The sequence below is a fragment of the Acidithiobacillus sp. M4-SHS-6 genome, assembly GCF_047421495.1.
GTDB lineage: Bacteria > Pseudomonadota > Gammaproteobacteria > Acidithiobacillales > Acidithiobacillaceae > Acidithiobacillus.
On sequence record NZ_CP175559.1, the window covers coordinates 1,711,484 to 1,727,691 of the forward strand.

The 16,208-nt window shown below is 51.3% G+C and carries 20 protein-coding genes and 1 pseudogene; 8 read left to right on the plus strand and 13 right to left on the minus strand.

Annotated features, from left to right (window positions below; genetic code table 11):
• Positions 1-9: 9 nt before the first annotated feature.
• Positions 10-714: a DNA methyltransferase gene (locus tag ACJU26_RS08710; protein WP_414039299.1), complete on the plus strand. Its 705-nt coding sequence runs from the start codon at positions 10-12 to the stop codon at positions 712-714.
• A gap of 278 nt (positions 715-992) precedes the next feature.
• Here the strand turns inward: ACJU26_RS08710 and ACJU26_RS08715 are convergent, their stop codons facing one another.
• Both ACJU26_RS08715 and ACJU26_RS08720 read right to left on the minus strand, forming a co-directional pair.
• Positions 993-1,493 carry a hypothetical protein gene (locus ACJU26_RS08715; protein ID WP_414039300.1) on the minus strand — a complete coding sequence of 167 codons (501 nt, stop codon included), beginning with the start codon at positions 1,491-1,493 and terminating at the stop codon, positions 993-995.
• Entirely contained in the window at positions 1,490-2,026 is a 537-nt protein-coding gene (locus ACJU26_RS08720; RefSeq protein WP_414039301.1) for a hypothetical protein, read from the minus strand. The genes ACJU26_RS08715 and ACJU26_RS08720 overlap by 4 nt, the downstream gene beginning before the upstream one ends.
• 286 nt (positions 2,027-2,312) lie before the next feature.
• On the opposite strand from ACJU26_RS08720, the gene ACJU26_RS08725 reads away from it, so the two are divergent.
• Positions 2,313-2,510: a hypothetical protein gene (locus ACJU26_RS08725; protein ID WP_414039302.1), complete on the plus strand. Its 198-nt coding sequence runs from the start codon at positions 2,313-2,315 to the stop codon at positions 2,508-2,510.
• Positions 2,511-2,537: 27 nt separating this feature from the next.
• On the opposite strand, the gene ACJU26_RS08730 is transcribed toward ACJU26_RS08725, so the two are convergent.
• The 4 genes from ACJU26_RS08730 to ACJU26_RS08745 all read right to left on the minus strand — a co-directional run bounded on the left by ACJU26_RS08730 (position 2,538) and on the right by ACJU26_RS08745 (position 5,197).
• Positions 2,538-2,936: a hypothetical protein gene (locus ACJU26_RS08730; RefSeq protein WP_414039303.1), complete on the minus strand. Its 399-nt coding sequence runs from the start codon at positions 2,934-2,936 to the stop codon at positions 2,538-2,540.
• A 15-nt stretch (positions 2,937-2,951) separates the two neighbouring features.
• Positions 2,952-3,449, minus strand: a complete 498-nt coding sequence (locus ACJU26_RS08735) for a hypothetical protein (RefSeq protein WP_414039304.1) — start codon at positions 3,447-3,449, stop codon at positions 2,952-2,954.
• A gap of 106 nt (positions 3,450-3,555) precedes the next feature.
• On the minus strand, positions 3,556-4,074 hold the full coding sequence (locus ACJU26_RS08740; RefSeq protein WP_414039305.1) for a hypothetical protein: 519 nt from the start codon (positions 4,072-4,074) through the stop codon (positions 3,556-3,558).
• A gap of 784 nt (positions 4,075-4,858) precedes the next feature.
• Positions 4,859-5,197 carry a hypothetical protein gene (locus ACJU26_RS08745; protein ID WP_414039306.1) on the minus strand — a complete coding sequence of 113 codons (339 nt, stop codon included), beginning with the start codon at positions 5,195-5,197 and terminating at the stop codon, positions 4,859-4,861.
• A gap of 122 nt (positions 5,198-5,319) precedes the next feature.
• Here ACJU26_RS08745 and ACJU26_RS08750 point away from each other — a divergent pair, with 122 nt between their 5' ends.
• The 3 genes from ACJU26_RS08750 to ACJU26_RS08760 all read left to right on the plus strand — a co-directional run bounded on the left by ACJU26_RS08750 (position 5,320) and on the right by ACJU26_RS08760 (position 8,489).
• Positions 5,320-6,339 (plus strand): fatty acid desaturase, encoded by a 1,020-nt coding sequence (locus tag ACJU26_RS08750; protein ID WP_414039307.1) that lies wholly within the window; start codon positions 5,320-5,322, stop codon positions 6,337-6,339.
• Entirely contained in the window at positions 6,320-6,709 is a 390-nt protein-coding gene (locus ACJU26_RS08755) for a hypothetical protein (protein ID WP_414039308.1), read from the plus strand. Before ACJU26_RS08750 ends, ACJU26_RS08755 begins: the two co-directional genes overlap by 20 nt.
• Before the next feature lie 226 nt (positions 6,710-6,935).
• On the plus strand, positions 6,936-8,489 hold the full coding sequence (locus tag ACJU26_RS08760) for a DNA cytosine methyltransferase (RefSeq protein WP_414039309.1): 1,554 nt from the start codon (positions 6,936-6,938) through the stop codon (positions 8,487-8,489).
• Between the two features lie 332 nt (positions 8,490-8,821).
• Here the strand turns inward: ACJU26_RS08760 and ACJU26_RS08765 are convergent, their stop codons facing one another.
• From ACJU26_RS08765 to ACJU26_RS08775, 3 genes are all read right to left on the minus strand, one after another.
• Positions 8,822-9,235, minus strand: a complete 414-nt coding sequence (locus ACJU26_RS08765) for a hypothetical protein (RefSeq protein WP_414039310.1) — start codon at positions 9,233-9,235, stop codon at positions 8,822-8,824.
• Between the two features lie 208 nt (positions 9,236-9,443).
• Positions 9,444-10,499: a ribonucleotide-diphosphate reductase subunit beta gene (locus tag ACJU26_RS08770; RefSeq protein ID WP_414039311.1), complete on the minus strand. Its 1,056-nt coding sequence runs from the start codon at positions 10,497-10,499 to the stop codon at positions 9,444-9,446.
• A 92-nt stretch (positions 10,500-10,591) separates the two neighbouring features.
• Positions 10,592-11,512 (minus strand): hypothetical protein, encoded by a 921-nt coding sequence (locus ACJU26_RS08775; RefSeq protein WP_414039312.1) that lies wholly within the window; start codon positions 11,510-11,512, stop codon positions 10,592-10,594.
• Positions 11,513-11,634: 122 nt separating this feature from the next.
• Here ACJU26_RS08775 and ACJU26_RS08780 point away from each other — a divergent pair, with 122 nt between their 5' ends.
• Positions 11,635-11,820, plus strand: a complete 186-nt coding sequence (locus ACJU26_RS08780; protein WP_414039313.1) for a hypothetical protein — start codon at positions 11,635-11,637, stop codon at positions 11,818-11,820.
• Between the two features lie 389 nt (positions 11,821-12,209).
• Here ACJU26_RS08780 and ACJU26_RS08785 read toward each other — a convergent pair.
• The 3 genes and pseudogenes from ACJU26_RS08785 to ACJU26_RS08795 all read right to left on the minus strand — a co-directional run.
• Positions 12,210-12,455 (minus strand): annotated as a pseudogene (locus tag ACJU26_RS08785) (phospholipase D-like domain-containing protein); the annotation flags it as partial.
• Between the two features lie 16 nt (positions 12,456-12,471).
• Positions 12,472-13,800, minus strand: a complete 1,329-nt coding sequence (locus ACJU26_RS08790; protein WP_414039314.1) for an RNA-guided endonuclease InsQ/TnpB family protein — start codon at positions 13,798-13,800, stop codon at positions 12,472-12,474.
• Between the two features lie 15 nt (positions 13,801-13,815).
• Positions 13,816-14,061, minus strand: coding sequence for a hypothetical protein (locus ACJU26_RS08795; RefSeq protein ID WP_414039315.1), 246 nt, complete (start codon positions 14,059-14,061; stop codon positions 13,816-13,818).
• A gap of 285 nt (positions 14,062-14,346) precedes the next feature.
• On the opposite strand from ACJU26_RS08795, the gene ACJU26_RS08800 reads away from it, so the two are divergent.
• Both ACJU26_RS08800 and ACJU26_RS08805 read left to right on the plus strand, forming a co-directional pair.
• Positions 14,347-14,658 carry a hypothetical protein gene (locus tag ACJU26_RS08800; RefSeq protein ID WP_414039316.1) on the plus strand — a complete coding sequence of 104 codons (312 nt, stop codon included), beginning with the start codon at positions 14,347-14,349 and terminating at the stop codon, positions 14,656-14,658.
• Between the two features lie 327 nt (positions 14,659-14,985).
• Positions 14,986-15,363 (plus strand): hypothetical protein, encoded by a 378-nt coding sequence (locus tag ACJU26_RS08805; RefSeq protein ID WP_414039317.1) that lies wholly within the window; start codon positions 14,986-14,988, stop codon positions 15,361-15,363.
• Between the two features lie 80 nt (positions 15,364-15,443).
• On the opposite strand, the gene ACJU26_RS08810 is transcribed toward ACJU26_RS08805, so the two are convergent.
• Entirely contained in the window at positions 15,444-16,205 is a 762-nt protein-coding gene (locus ACJU26_RS08810; RefSeq protein WP_414039318.1) for a hypothetical protein, read from the minus strand.
• Positions 16,206-16,208: the final 3 nt, after the last annotated feature.

A 16,208-nucleotide genomic window follows, 5' to 3' on the forward strand; every position in this document is an offset into this window, starting at 1 on the left:
ATGCCAAGGATGTCAAAGCAAAACGCAAAACGTATGGTTGCTCCAGACCGTCGAGCCAATCAACTTACTGGTAAGGATTGGCTAAAAAATTCAATATCTATATGGAGCGATATCACCAAGACCAAAGAAGAAAAAAACCTCAAACATCCGGCATCCTTTCCTGAAATGATGGTGTCACGGCTGATTTCGTCTTTTCTCAATAAAAAAGAATCTATTATTCTCGACCCGTTTTTAGGTTCGGCTTCAACACTGGCGGCTGCCGCCAAATGCGGATACAAGGGTATCGGGTGCGAAATCTATGACGAATACTTAATCAAGGCTTCAACTCGACTTGAATCATTCGAAAAACAATGCACTATAATCAATGATAGCGCTGTTAATCTCTGCAAACACGTCCCGCCTGACTCTGTTGATATGGTGGTAACCTCACCACCTTACTGGAATATCCTGAACCGGAACAGAACGGCGGATTACAAAGCCATCAGGACGTACGGTGAAAATCGTTCCGATTTGGGAAATGTTGACGACTACCATGCGTTTCTTGACCAACTCGTGCATGTTATGCACGGCGTTTATACCGTTCTGAAACAACGTTCTTATTGTATTGTCAATGTCATGGACATTAGGGTGAAAGATAAACTATATACATTTCACTCTGACCTCTATACCAGAATGGAAAAACTTGGATTCAAGTTGGATGATATAATCATTTGAGATAGGCGTAGCGAATACAATAACTTGCGCACTCTCGGATATCCATATAAATTCCGGCTCAATCGGGTGCATGAATATTTGTTGATATTTTTCAAGGACGTATGATGAGTTTTACCGGAAACAACCTCTGAATCTCAATGATTTCATTGCTATCACGGTGATGGATGCCTTGTACCAGATTCGTTCCGGTCTGGATATTGAAACCGTCACTGGCACGGACAGCGACCCGGTCCAGATGGGTACCCGCTTTCAGAATTTAGTGACGAGTGGCTGACGGATTATCCGGACCGGAGCCTATGCGCCATCTCCAGCTCGAAGGAAGAATTTTCCCGGTTCTCCAGGTATGCTCTTTGTGTTTCTTCCAGTTTTTTCCTGCGGCGAAACTCCTTATATTCCAAATCACGCACATAGTTCCAAATATGGTAATAATCCCATTCGCTTATCCGAAAACCCGCTGTATGCAAGTCCAAAATGTAGTCGGCAACCTCCGGATACCTTTCTGAAAACTTTTCCAATTCAACAAGGTCGTATCGCGTAGGACGCTTGGTGAAACTGTATTGATAGTCATGTTCATGAACGAGATACATCCCAACTGTCATAACAAATACACTGACAACCCAACCCATTGCGTATAGAATCGAAACCGTAATATCTGTTCCTATAACCACCAACGTATAAACAAAACCAATCATACCCAGCATCAACGATAAACAACCAAAGTATATCGGATAATTCAAAGGGTTCCATCGTGCATAACTTCTGAATTTCAATGATTTCACGATTCGGCATTCCAAATTTTGCTGAACAGAGCCATTTCCTCGTTTATCGCTTTTTGTTTTGTCTCGTTCTCTTTCAGTTTGTCTTCCCAATTCTGTATACGATTTTCCATGTATATAACATATCTGTTTATTGCATATCGGTCATATTCCGTGATATGACAACCATGCCGATGAACATCCCGAAGATACCGGGACACCTCCGAATATTTTTCCGCGTATTCCGCTATTCTGGCCAAGGATTCACTGGAAACCAGACAACGACTTCCACATGGTATATCGCCGAATGGGGTATTCACGATACCAAACCCAACAAGCGTCAACAAAGCAACGCTGACGCCACTGAAAAGTACCGCCGATTGGAAAAACTGAGCCAATGGTAGAGACTGCGAATACCCAAGCATCACACATATCACAGTACCCACCATAGTCAACACAAACAGTCCTATATTAAAAAGAAACAACCACAGAAACCAGTCAACCCAATTATGCGCTGGACTCCACCACCTGTAGGGACGATAAACCAGTTTTTTCAAGACGAGCACCTCCACTTTCGCAAACCGTTTACCGGATTACCGGAAATGATAAATTGGCAGGACTCCCCATCTTGGATGAAGTCAAAAACCGCACCCCCGTGAGTAAGTATATCCGGGGATATGAACGCTTCTGTACTGGATGACATGCATTGCTCCTTTCATGATAGACCCAGCCATTACTGGAATCAGATAATTGGTAACGGATGGGCATTCATGAATTCCGTTTTTCCAGTAATTATTTCGCGTGTTTGTTTGAGCCGGAAATACCGGCAAGGAGAGTGAAGTCATGTTCTATGACTTCGATGTGAGTATTAAGGTGCTGTCCGACCGGGCCGAGTCCTGGTCGGACAGCGAGTTGGAGGAGGCTCTGCGCCTCCTCAAGGAATATGCCAGCGAGGACAGTTTTTATGTTCCTCGTCTGGCAGCGATTCGGGAAGAGAAAGTTGTCCGCAGCACCTTGCGGCGGCTTCCCTCTTCCCGATAAACCATAAACCCCTTTTCGCGTTTTGCGTTAAGGGGTTTTCTCATCCACCACGACGAACGTCTTTCTTCGCTGCATGATTTTTCCCAGATGCCGCATTTTTCCCCAATCTTTCGCGTATCCCGCCAGAATCCAGTCCCGCTTTATCTTCGGCAAGGATTTCAGGTGTTCATCCTCACCCACGAAAGTCAATTCATAACGCCGTTGATTCAGTTCCCGTAATCCCAAAACGAAACTACGTTCATCTTTCAGATAATCCTGAATGGGCATTCCAGCTTTACCAAATTCCCGAATATAGAAGTCCTTATAAGCCGGAAGCAATACCACCCTACCCCCGGGACCTATGGTATACCGCTCTTCCATGGGCACTTCGCCAGTAGGGTCCCGTACAATTCGGTTCCCGTTCATGGATTTCGTGGTGCCCGCCATCCTGTACTCCTATGATTAGACATCCTTATTTATAACACAAACCGCTTTTTGGAGCAAATGCAATTCGCAGGCAATGGCTTCCTGTTTATCGGCGATTCTTTTCCTATCCAATTCGGTATCCATAGCCCGCTCCCTTTGTTTGCGCACATAGTGCAATATTTTTTCGTAATCATGAACCCGCAAATGTTTATCGTGTCGATGGGCATCACTTAGATACATGGCAATTTCTGGATATTGCACCATATGGGCCTCGATGTCCTGTATCATCTGCACACTAACTCGCCCCCGATTATTCCCTTTCAAATGCTCCGGGAACACCAACATGACAAGAATATACACGGCGGAAAGCATAAACCCACACATGCCTAGAACAAATATCCAGGTAATTGCCGGACTCGATATGAGTATCAAAAACGCAGCAACGACCATACAAACTAAACCAAAGCCCCCAATGGCATACAGATGACTCATCGGGTTCCACGACCGATACGGACGATATATTAGCTCGGACATGACTCTCTCCTCGTTTTGCGCCCATCACGAATAACCCATCCATTTACCGGAAAGATAAATTTAGGTTTCGGTATAGAACTGGAGTATTTCCATTTCTTGACTTGGTTTATCGGTTCAGAGTGTGTAACTGATGACACCAGTCACGATATCGTTGTGTCTCTTGCGCATTCAATTGGGATAATTTCCTGGCCTGTATCCGGCGTTGCCGGAGTTTCGCCTGAGTCCTGGCATAACCAAGGAGTTCATTCGCATCCAACACCGTGATGGTTTTTCCCTTGCTCTCCACATCCAGAAGGTAGGTCAGCACTTCAGGATGTCGCCTGGAAACACGAGACAACCGGGTCAATATCCGTTGCTGCGGCAATTGCCAATATCGCTTGACAGGAGATTCCCCAATAATCATATCCATCAGGAAAAATACCCCGGCAGCGCTCCATAAAGAGGACCCCACACCCAACAGCACACACAAGGAAAACCAAACCACGCCAACCTCGTGTTTACTTGGCGTAAATTTGATGAGCAAAATGAGCAAAGTCACGGCAACAAACCACGAGCCGCTCACGAGGAATATCGGATACCGAAATGGATTCCACTTTGCATACGGACGATAAACCAGTTTTCTCAAGATGACCTCCCCAAAACCGAGCGATAGTTATCCATTTACCGGAAACGGAATATTGGTGTTGTACTTTTGACGGTACGGGCAGACAGCGGCCCCGGCTGTCCTGGTACCGTTGGGCCTCTGGCGAGGCCGGGTCCGCGTGAACTCCCGATAAGGTGGTTCCCGGTTATTCCGGTTTCCCGCCCCCGTAAGCCTGTAATCCGCCGTCATTCGGCTTCCCGATGGCAATCATGTTCTGAACACAGGCCGAATCATGCCGGTAGAATCATTTCCGGCTGGAATCACACCGGTTGGAATCATTTCCGGTTGAAATCATTCCGGCTGTTATTCGAAATCATACCGGTTGACGGCGCGGCTTCGCCCCGCCATATTCCCCACGCACCGGGAACCGCTATCCGTACATCCAACCATCTCCGGCTGAAATCATCCATGCTGGAATCATTCCACTCATAGAATCATACCGGCTGTGGAATCATTCCAGTTGCGCCGCGTTCAGGTTGCCGGGACACCTTCGGGCAATACCAGACACAATAATGGACTCATTCCTGGACCAGACAGCGAAAAACCAGACACACGAAACCCGTCTCAAAACGAGGCGGGTCTCCCTTGAAAACACGTTGCCGAACGAAAAACTCCGCTCGACCTTCTTCCCGGATGGCAGTCCGGGATTTGTCGCTCTTTCGTCCGAAGACCGGAAACAGTGCGCGACCGGAGTTGTAAGCCCTCCTGCTGTTTCCCGAGTCAACCTCACCCTACACCCTGCTGCCACAGGGGGGTGAGTCCCAAGTCAAAAGACCTGGAACCCACGAACACCAACCACCTGTCCGTTTTCACGAACAGCAGTGGGGCCGGTATTCGGGGCAATGACATCTTCGCGGTGCGCTGCCTGCGCAACCAACGAGGATGTCACGTAGAAGGTACCGGCTACGGGAGCCGGAATGCCCTCTACGTCCCCGTAAACGGTGCGAACGATACTCGCCACACCGTATACCGCCCCCACCACCTCGACGGTGGTGCTCACCCGCGCCACGGCACCGGACGGAGCGATGCTGAACAGTTCAGCACCCACCACATCCCGCACACTGATGGCGTGGGGGGTGAGATTGACCAACCTTAGGCCAGTCATCTCGGCAAGAGTTACCGGAAATACTGATTTCCGATAATTTGTAGCATGACTTCACGGCCATCGAAAATCGCAATCCGGATTTTACGGTAAAGTAAACCACGTTCAATGCGAGGGTTGGTGTCATGTTCAATGAAAAACTGGTCGATATTCGCCAAAAAATACCGGAAACCTTGAGAAAACCGGACTCCAGAAAAACCTGGAGTATCCTGATTCTGGACGTTTCCCTGTATATCTTCGGGTTCATCCTTGCCTGTCAGGATTACCCGTGGAATATCCCGGGAACCATCCTTACCGGAATGGTCATCTCATCCCTGTTCATCTGGGCACATGATGCGGCCCATGGGGCCTTGATGCCGACGCGGAAAGCCCGGTTATGGGGAAAGCTGGCGATGTTCCCGTCCGGGCAGATTTATGCCCTATGGACACTGGGACACAACCGTATTCATCACGGATTTACCAGCTATACACCGATGGACTGGATTTGGCGACCCTGGAGTCCGGAAGAATACCGGAATGCCTCCCGATTACAGCGGTTCCAATACCGGATGGAACGGAGTCCGTGGTTCACGGCGTGGACGTATGTCCGACGCATCTGGTTTCCGGGTATGGTACTTTTCAAGGGGCTGCACACGGATGTACGCCGGGACAAGCTGGAAACGCTGGCATTCTTCGTGGGCCTTTCCACCATCGCGTTCCTCATGAACGGATTTACCGGGATATTCTGGGCTGTTCTGGTACCGTTTCTTATTTTCCAGGGCACCATTGGCATGGTCGTGTATCTCAACCACACCGACCCGGAAACCACTTTCCAGGTTAAAAAGGAAAACTGGAACATGGCCCGGGCGCAATTGCATGACAGTGTTACCTGGCGATGCCGCCCGTGGGCCGAATACTGGCTCCACAACATCCTCATCCACACGCCGCACCACGTGGATACCCGTATCCCGTTCTACTACCTGAAACCCGCGTTCGCCACCCTGAAAGCGTCCTATCCCAACCAGATACTCGAACGGCGATTCACCTGGCGCCGGGTGCTGTCTACATTCAAACAATGCCAATTGTTCGATTACGGTAAACAACAGTGGGTGACCTTTCATCACCTGAAACAGGAGCAATATCCCCTTGAACATCCGCAATCCTGAATTCTGGTACTGGCTGCTCATTCTGGCGCTGACCGGTATCCTGGCAGCACTGATTATCGGTACCCGAGCCGACGCGAACATACTTGCCCGGGAAGCCTATACACAATGCCTGCGACTAAGGATTCCCGAACGCAGCGTATATTTCCAACGTTGCATGATATATCAGTACCATTTTCAGGAAATGCGCGCACAAATGGCCAACAGACTCTGCCACGACACCAGTAACCAACTGGCCATCGAGAAACGATGTCATGCCGACTATACCCGCCCCGGACTGAAACCGTTCATCCAGATAGACCAATGCGAGAACCGGCAACTTCGACGGTGCATACTGCGCCAGCTCCAAAAGACCGCACCATCCAACAAATAAAACTGAACAGGGATGTTCTGAAAAACACGGGAAACCAACCCGGATATTGGCTCGATGCCCGTCCACTCATGAAATCACACCACCTGACCCCATCCTGACCCGCAACCCGGGGATGAAACCCAGACCCTTGCGCGCCGCGAAACAACCCGGATTGGCCCCCGGGAAGCCACCCCAATTCCCGGTTTCCGGTAATGCCGTTTTCATGCAATGCGGCAGAGGTGTTCCTGTGCGTTATCTGAGTCTCTTTTCCGGCATCGAGGCGGCAACTGTCGCCTGGGAACCACTGGGTTGGGAGTGCATCGGGGTTTCCGAGATTGCCTCGTTCCCGGCTGCGGTACTGGCCCATCACTACCCGGATGTACCCAATCTGGGCGATGTAGTGGTGCTGCGCGACCAATTGATGGCGGGTGAGGATGTGGCCCGATTGCTCAGTCATCCGCCGGACATCATTGTCGGGGGCAGCCCCTGTCAAGCCTGGTCCGTCGCTGGAAACCGGCATGGACTCGCGGACCCGAGGGGGCAACTCACGTTGGTATATGCGGAGATTATTCATGTTATCCAACCAAAATTCATCCTGTGGGAAAACGTTCCCGGCGTCCTATCCTCCAAGGACAACGGATTCGGGCATCTTTTGGGTGCGCTTGCTGGACACCACGCCGCCATCCCTGTGCCTGACGGACACCGACGGTGGTCAAACGCGGGTGTGGTTGCCGGACCCCAGAGGACGCTCGCCTGGCGCATTCTCGACGCGCAATATTTCGGAGTGCCCCAACGACGCCGCAGAGTCTTCCTTGTCGGATGTGCTGGAACCCCCAGAGTTCATCCCGGAGAAATACTATTTGAGCTCCAAGGCGTGCGCGGGGATTCTGCGGCGCGCCGAAAAACGCGGAAAGACATTACCGGAACCCTTGCGTCGCGCACTGGCGGAAGTGGCGGACTGGGCACCGACTTCGAGTGCAACGGCGGACTTGTTCCCGAGATTGCCGGAACCCTGAAAGCCGATACGTCATGGTCCAATTCCGTGGATTATGCCGCAGCGGGCTATATGGTTCCCGTCGCCATCGCGGAAAACTGTCGAGGCGAAGTCCGGTTGGAAGGTGGCGATGGGCAAAGAACCGGCGCTTTGAGCACGGGCGGCGGAAAAGCCGGACAGGGGAGGCCCACCGTTGTTGTGCCCATGGCTTTTGGCGGCGGCAACACCAGCGGAGCCATCGATGTGTCCACCGCCTGCACGACATCCAACCAGCGACTGGATTTCGATACGGAAACATTCATCGCTGAACCCATAGCCTTTGACTGCAAGGCGGGTGGAAACACCCGTTTTTCCATCGGCAAGAAGTCTGGAACCTTGCGCGGCGACGGGCACGGCGGTGGACACGCAGCCGTCGCGGTGACCTTGCAGGCGGCAGCCTTGCGGGGCAGGGATGGCGGTGGAACTGCGGAGATAGGCGGCCCCATCGCAAATACCATTCGCGCATCGAGCGGCGGCGGAGACAAACCGTATGTCATGACGCACCGGGTGCGCCGGTTACTGCCCGTGGAATGTGAACGACTTCAGGGATTCCCCGACAACCATACTCTTGTCCCCGTACGGAGAACCAAGCAGGGAATCCCGGTTCTGGCCGCAGATGGCCCCCGCTACAAGGCTATCGGCAATTCCATGGCCGTACCGGTCATGCGCTGGCTGGGTCAACGCCTCGAACAGTTTTCAGGTGATGACGCCAAAACGATGACCCCGGCCACCCGGAACACGCAATCCGATACACCCAGTAAAAAATAAATCACTTCGTATTCAAATTGTTAGGTGTGTTATCCACAGCAGCATGGAAAATGACTTTGGACAAAAATCGAAATTGTCCCTTAATAGTCTATGGAAAGGGCAACGACCCTTTGAAAGTTTCGTAGGCACTTCCGGGCCTCATCTCCCCCCGACGCCACGGGGAAATCGGAAGCGGCGCCCTTGCACACAGGGGAACACCAGGACTTCGGCAGTCTGGATGTGTGCATGCCGAGAACTTCGATTCGTCGTAGTATGTTGCCCGGATATTATCCGGGCTTTTTTGTGTCCATAAAAAACGGGCCACAAGGACCCGTAGAGTGTAATTTAACTCACTAACTCAGAATCAGAGTTCTGTACCCTTTCTTGCGCATAAAGCGCCGGATATCCAAACGGTCATTTTCACCGAACAACTGAAAATGACCGAACCAACCCGCAACGTCGGACACCGGGTCAGGGGTTCCGGTACCGGGCATTACCAAGGTAACCCCATTCCCAGGCACAATATGCAGGTGTTTAAAAGTAGCTACACTCAAAATTTCAATGTCGGCAAAATATGTACTACTCGCCCAATCAGGGTAGTACACCACACCAGCGGTACTCCCATTGCAAGAAAATAACGGGGTCAGTGAGCACTTCTCCGGAGCTCCTACCCAATTTCCGCAAGTAGGGCCGTACCAACCCGGGTACACTTCCCTGAATACCCGGCCCACAAACTCATCCGGAACAACAATCAATTCTCCGTACATCTTCGGACTCCTTCTCCCTCGAACACACGGCGACATTGCCGAATAACCTCATTACCGAAAACTGGACATTAAACCGAACATAAAAAAACCCGGTACAATACCGGGTCAAGTCATGAACAGGATAAATTACAACACGTTCCTGATTCATCCGGTTGCGCGGGAAACCCCGGCTTAACCGGGGATGGATTCCCACGCAAACCGGTTGACGCTAATCCCAAGTCAAGGAACCCCCCGTCTGATATTCCGTTACCCGGGTCTCGAAGAAATTCTTCTCCTTGCGCAAATCGATGGACTCGCTCAACCACGGAAACGGATTCTCACGAGGTGCCTGGGCGATATCCGTAGGCAAACCCAACTGGGTCAGACGACGGGCGGCGATGAATCGCACATACGCCTGATACTGCTCACGTGGGAATCCCAGGAAACCACCAGAAGGCATGGTATCGTCGGCATACGCACACTCCAGACGAATACCCTCCTCAAAGATGGACAACAGCTCCTTGCGGAACGATTCCGTCCAGAGTTGCGGATTTTCCATCTTGATTTGGTTGGCCATCGTGATACCGAAATCACAATGGTTGGACTCGTCGCGAAGAATATACTGATACTGCTCCGAAGCACCCGGCATCTTGTTCTGCCGACCCATGGCCAGAATCTGGCTGAAACCGACATAAAAGAACAAGCCTTCCATAATCGCCGCAAATACAATGACGGAACGCAGAAATTGTGCATCCGTCTCCGGGGTTCCCGTCTTGAAAGCCGGATTCTCCAGCGTTCGGATATGGGGCAACAGGAATTCATCCTTGGCCTGAATCGAAGGGATACTCAGATACGCACCGAACACCCGGGACTCATCCAACCCCAGGGACTCCACGATGTACTGGTAGGCTTCCGTGTGAATCGCCTCGTCATACGCCTGCCGCAACAGAAACTGACGACATTCAGGTGCCGTGATATTCCGATACGTGCCCAATACGATGTTATTGGCCGCCAGACTATCCGCCGTCACGAAAAATCCCAGATTGCGTTCCACAACCAACCGCTCCGCATCCGTCAAACTTCCACCACGCCATTGCGCAATATCCCGCGACATCTGCACTTCCTGGGGTAACCAGTGATTCGCGTTCTGGGCACGATACTTCTCCCAGGCCCACTGGTACTTGATGGGCACCAGTTGATTGACGTCCGCACGCCCATTGATGACGCGCTTGTCCTGTACCGCTACAGGTGTTTCGGAAGAAACGTTCTCTTCGAATGACAACATGACTTCTCTCCTATATACACGCGGCAAAATAACCGCCAGTCCATTACTGAAAATGACGCATTGAAAAACCCCGGCGTGGCCGGGGCGAAACATCAAGGCATGGCGTGAGCCATTATTATCACGGCAAGCTCCCCGATATTCTGTTCATACAGGTCCAACGCCTCATCTTCGGAAACGGCATCGCCTCTCTGATAGATTTCCAGAATCAAACGAGTCATCGGATTCTGGAACTCATCAGGAACACGGGACAACAACTCCAACCCGCTTTTCGGAAACTCCTCCAAATAACACAGGTTTTCCAACAGGGTGTCATCATCCAGACCCAACGACTTTCCGGCAGCCAGAACATACTCCAGGTCACCACTACACCCCTCATACTCATCCTCGAAACACAATTCCGAAGGACAACTCCAGGCATACGTGTTGGAAAACCAATGCCCATCGTATATCAACCCGGAATCCCGATTGACGATGGAAAAACACTTGTCCGGCGCTCCCGGTATCGCAATGACCAACTTGTTGTCCTCGCCAATAGCCCGAGCCAGAGCATCCCGATATGCCGAATCTTCTCCGAAAAAATTCTCCAACGCCGAACAACCCGCATTTTCCAAAAAGGATTTCTCCAACCTACGGGTAAAATTCCACGTATCCGAATACACTCCTCCGGTAAATGGAAACAATATCCCATTGTGCATCAGATACGCTCCGCCTTCCGGAGATTCCCAGTAAAAAGGGTGACACATGGCTTCATCGGTTTTACCGTGAGTGGCCATCCGCAAGTGAAGCGCAAATTCACTGCCGGAAGCTTCTGCTTCCCGCGCAATTTCCAGGAATTCAGCCTCATACCACTCTTTCAGGTGGTCATAGGGAAAATCCAGCCATTTGCGGGTAATGACCCCCCCGTCACGGCCATACCACATGGCACCCACACCATCCCGGTTTATCCGCAAGGCGGATGACAACATATTCAGGGATATTTCCGTGGGTTTTCTGGTGACAATGATGAGACACATGAATACACCTCCCAATAAACACACGGCGACATTGCCGCACCACCGTTACCGAAAACCCCAATTTCAAGTATCCAGTAAAGGTTTACGCGACACTTCCGTCGTGTGTTCATCAGGAGAAATGTATGACTATCGAAAATGATACCGTAGTAACCCACGGCTATTCCGACGGTGATTATGTACTTCATCTGCCGGAATCAATTCTGGAACACCTGGATGAACCTGAGTTACCCGAGTGTCTCAGAGTAGCTGACAATAGCCATTGGTATTGGCTGAAAGACATACCACAGCGCCGATGGCGCAACCATTAAAACCTGCCCCCGCTTATATGGCGGGGTTTTCTTGTAAAAAAGTTAACAAGTCAACTCAATAAGTTATATATGTTATCCACATTTTCTGCAAAAATCGTTTTGGACAAAAATCGAAATTGTCCCTTAATAGCTTATGGAAAGGGTAGCGACCCTTTGAAAGTTTCATGGGCACTTCCGGGCCTCATCTCCCCCCGACGCCACGGGGAAATCGGAAGCGGCGCCCTTGCACACAGGGGAACACCAGGACTTCGGCAGTCTGGATGTGTGCATGCCGAGAGCTTCGATTCGTCGTAGTATGTTGCCCGGATATCATCCGGGCTTTTTTGTGACAATAAGACGACAACAATTCTGTTGCGTGTTGCTACACGCAGAACGCGTTGACTGGATAATCAGGAATGGGCCCTCCTCCAGTCTCGGTTAAACTGCGCCTGCAATTTGGTCACGTCCGAACCATTCAACAGCAGCCCCAATTCCCGATTGACCTCTAGGCTGGTCCGGTCCAGATTTTCGCTTCCTATATACGCAAGTCTTTGAGAACAAATGAGTTTTGCGTGGAGGTAAATAGGCTTCACGGGCAACAAACGCACCCGCACCCCATGCGCTCGTAAAAAAGCCACATCGCGTCTATCCTGAGCGGTCAACAACCCCGGCCTAAAGGCCGGAGCTTGCATCCAGGCTCCACCGCAGTTCCGCATACCTTTGCAGGCGTGCGGCTTTGGCTTCATCGCCTGATGCTTCAGGGGCGGCTGACAATCGCCCCGTCCTCACCCAGTCTTGCCGGATAAGGAGCGTTCGCATACTGATGTTTCTGGCTGCCACTAAATCGGCATGGAGGGTATGACCGCATTGCGCACACACGAACAACAAGCCTTTGTTCGGCCGATTCTCCGGGCCGACATGCCCGCAAACCGGACAGCCCCGGCTCGTGTAATCCGCATCCACCCAAATCGGTACGCCACCCGCCAGGCGGGTTTTGTACGCGGTTTTGGCCTGCACCTCCGCAAAGCTCCAACTGCTGACTTTACGGTTGGCTTTGCGCCGTTTCGGAGACGATTTTTTCGAATGCCGCCGTTCCGTCCGGTCACGGATGTCCTTCAGCCACTCCATCCCGACCATCGCGCGTGGCTCCGCAATGGCCTTACTCACACAGTGCGCCGTATCCGCATTCAGCCGTCTTTCTCGCAGTGCCAGTTTCCGTAAAACCGCTTTGGCTCCGCGAGTGCCCTTTGCTTGCAGCGCACTCCGTGTACTGGCGGCACGTTCCGCCAAATGCTTCTCGTGTCCACCATGATAAAAACGACATTTTCCCCGAGTGTTGGATTCCACCGCGATATTCCTGCGATTCAGGTCCACTCCCTTGACCGTCGTGATGTTATCCATCGCTTGCGTGTCCAGCGCCTTTTCGATGGCGACCAGCAGATACCACACCTTGCTTACCGGGTCTTGCCAGAGCTTGGCTGCACCCAACGTAATCCCTTGTTCTGCGGTGTGCTCCAGCCAATCCAGGTGACGGCTCCAGCCTTCGTACCGACATCGGACCCGACCCTGCAAGGTGCCAATACTCACGGTGTGTTCCTTGCCCAGAGACCAGTCCCGGCGGTGGTTCAGCGTCACGGTCATGGCGGTGAACTTCGGTGCCTTATCCAATCCTCGGTAACGCCTTTTGGTCCAACCCTGGGCCTTATGGGTGGCATTGGACTTCGCCCGTTCCCAAAGGGTTTTGTACGACGCCGCCACCTGGCGCGGTGCATTGCAGGCCATTTGGGAGGGCAGCCCGAATTTTTCCCGCAAATCCTGGTAAACCAGCGTTTGCAGTTTCATCCCTTGCGACATCTTGCCATGGGCAAAAGCCACTGCGGATGCGTGGTTCAGTGCGCTCCGGTAAGCCAACGCCGTACAACGCACCGCTTCCGCCTGTTCTTGGGTCAGTAGCAGCTTCAGTTTGCACGTCAGCGATTGGGTGGATGGTAACGATTCCATGTTCACAATTATACACTATTGTTTAGTAGTTGTGAAGAGGAATTGCCGCATAGCGGTGGCGCTATCCCTCCCCGCCCTGAACGGCGGGGATTCCCGCGCAAACCGGTTGAGGCCCTGTAAAATACCACGGGCATCCAATTTCCCGAATTGGATAAACACTTTTTGCGTGTATACGCCAACAGTCTTACCCACCCAGATTTCTTCAGGCAAGCAAAGCCAACAAGCCAGTTTTACAACCAATAACCGCAATTTTTTGGTCATTTTACAATCCTCCGCGATGCATAAACGCATATCCCTTTATTACCGAAACCCGCAATTTTGTGTTGTAACCACCGGAAATCCAAGCAGCGTCGAAACCAATTGTACGCTTCCGGTAATAGGGTGTATCCATATATAGAGGAAAGGAATTCCATGCTACCAAAATACAGACCACATCGTTACTGGACCAGTTTCGAAGGCCCCATGGAAATGTACATTACCATCTTTTCGATAATATCCTGTTCTGTGGTGCTCACCCAGATAACGGCACCGGGATGGGATGCATTCGTGTCCATCATGCTGGCGTTCTCTGTCCTCACGATGTTCTTAGCTATCGGTGCGGTACTATCCACGGAAGCACTGAGTGTTCCAGGTAACCCTTGTGACGTACTCGTTGACACCGACATCATGAACCAATTAGTGGAATATTCCCGAGAATACCCCGATGTGGCTCAATATATGAATGACACGGAAACCAGTGGAAATTATATTACCATATACGATGCCCACATTATCTTGAAACACGTGGAAGACGTACGAAAGCAGCATGATATTCTGTGCAAACAAACACACATTTTCAAACAACTCCATCAGGATTAGATAAACCATATTAAAATACGACCCACATTACCACCGCAACCACGAACCCATTTAATGAGTTCAACCCGCTATGTGCAGGGGTTTTTATCCCTTACGGGGGCGGGAAACCGGAATAACCGGGAACCATCTTATCGGGAGTTCACGCGGACCCGGCCTCGCCAGAGGCCATTTTTACCGGGATGGCCGGGGCCGCCAACCGGGAATCCCGCCCAATTCAGGATTTCCGATAAACGGTTAATCACAACAACGGAGAATGTCACTCACATGTTACCCAAATACAAACCACATCGTTACTGGACCAGTTTCGACGGCCCCATGGAATTATATATGCTCATCTTCATGGCGGTACTCGGTTTCACCAGCTTATTCGTGTTCAACCCGCCGGACTGCGTGAAAGGCTTCGTTGGTGCATTCATCCTGTGTTTCAGCATTGTTCTCGCAGCAATCATCCGTTCGGATGCCGCGTGGGATAAGTGGGGCAAACCCTATGCCCCGTTAGAAAATGAGGCAGCTATAAAACTGCTCATGCGTCAAGCCAGACAGTATTCGGAAGTGACTCGATATCTGTTGGATATCGAGTCACAGGGACGCCCGATAACCGTGTATGATGCGTATCTCATCAACAAACACGTGCATGCGATGACGGAAGCGCAGAAAAAACAGTCCAAACAACGCCAGATGTTCGCGGCACTGCCTAAAAAATAACTAATGCCCTGGGTTCCAAGGAAACGACATGAGTACATTTAAAGCACAAATACTGGAAATCCCGGCCTCGCGCCGGTTTTTTAAATTCGATTTACTTGGATGGCCGCCCACGTCAGAATGATTTCACGGGGACGATATGTCCAGTCCAGATGGGACAACCAAACTGAAAGGATTACGGGAAACCACATGCATACGAGAACCCAACAAAAGAACGCTCCCCAGATTTTTGACCATGACACCAGCTCCGGATTCATGACATGATATCCACAAAAAACCGCCAGCAAGGTGATGACAAAACTTCCGAAGAAAAACAACACCTGCATCCAACCCCGAGAAATATCACTGTCCAACCAGAACCATATGGGAAGTTCTCCCGCGGCGGGACTCTGAAAACCTTGCGGAACCGGATGCGCCTGCAACCACTGCTCTCGACGAACACGCACGTCCCGGGGAACCCTTTTCAGATGCCGTAACAATGCTTCTATCCCGAGCAGAATGAGCAACAAGGTGGTGGAAATCACCACCACCCCCATGGCTCCCACATCCCACCAGACGTTGGATACGCCACCAACAACGGATAATGTTTCCAATCCCGCCCACGTCAACAACGACAACCAGGAAGTCCAGCCCAACCAGGAAAGCATACGAGACAACCCGGGAATACCACAATCCGGCGCAAACGTCGCCCGATACCACTCCATCGCCCAGCGTTCCGGATAATTGTCCGGAGCGGGCGCCTCGCGCAAAAACAACGCACGCAGCCTGTCGAAATCCAGAATATGAATATTCCACATCAGCCAACCCATCAGCAGTAACCATATGATTAAACGTAAATAGGTCATGAA

Bases quoted from the DNA above. Each gene is read 5' to 3' on its own strand.
- ACJU26_RS08775 (WP_414039312.1), bottom strand. From the start codon at position 11,512: ATGTGTCTCATCATTGTCACCAGAAAACCCACGGAAATATCCCTGAAT.
- ACJU26_RS08805 (WP_414039317.1), top strand. From the start codon at position 14,986: ATGCTCATCTTCATGGCGGTACTCGGTTTCACCAGCTTATTCGTGTTC.
- ACJU26_RS08780 (WP_414039313.1), top strand. From the start codon at position 11,635: ATGACTATCGAAAATGATACCGTAGTAACCCACGGCTATTCCGACGGT.
- ACJU26_RS08790 (WP_414039314.1), bottom strand. From the start codon at position 13,800: ATGGAATCGTTACCATCCACCCAATCGCTGACGTGCAAACTGAAGCTG.
- ACJU26_RS08765 (WP_414039310.1), bottom strand. From the start codon at position 9,235: ATGTACGGAGAATTGATTGTTGTTCCGGATGAGTTTGTGGGCCGGGTA.
- ACJU26_RS08730 (WP_414039303.1), bottom strand. From the start codon at position 2,936: ATGGCGGGCACCACGAAATCCATGAACGGGAACCGAATTGTACGGGAC.
- ACJU26_RS08795 (WP_414039315.1), bottom strand. From the start codon at position 14,061: ATGACCAAAAAATTGCGGTTATTGGTTGTAAAACTGGCTTGTTGGCTT.
- ACJU26_RS08770 (WP_414039311.1), bottom strand. From the start codon at position 10,499: ATGTTGTCATTCGAAGAGAACGTTTCTTCCGAAACACCTGTAGCGGTA.
- ACJU26_RS08745 (WP_414039306.1), bottom strand. From the start codon at position 5,197: ATGACTGGCCTAAGGTTGGTCAATCTCACCCCCCACGCCATCAGTGTG.
- ACJU26_RS08725 (WP_414039302.1), top strand. From the start codon at position 2,313: ATGTTCTATGACTTCGATGTGAGTATTAAGGTGCTGTCCGACCGGGCC.
- ACJU26_RS08735 (WP_414039304.1), bottom strand. From the start codon at position 3,449: ATGTCCGAGCTAATATATCGTCCGTATCGGTCGTGGAACCCGATGAGT.
- ACJU26_RS08750 (WP_414039307.1), top strand. From the start codon at position 5,320: ATGTTCAATGAAAAACTGGTCGATATTCGCCAAAAAATACCGGAAACC.
- ACJU26_RS08710 (WP_414039299.1), top strand. From the start codon at position 10: ATGTCAAAGCAAAACGCAAAACGTATGGTTGCTCCAGACCGTCGAGCC.
- ACJU26_RS08810 (WP_414039318.1), bottom strand. From the start codon at position 16,205: ATGACCTATTTACGTTTAATCATATGGTTACTGCTGATGGGTTGGCTG.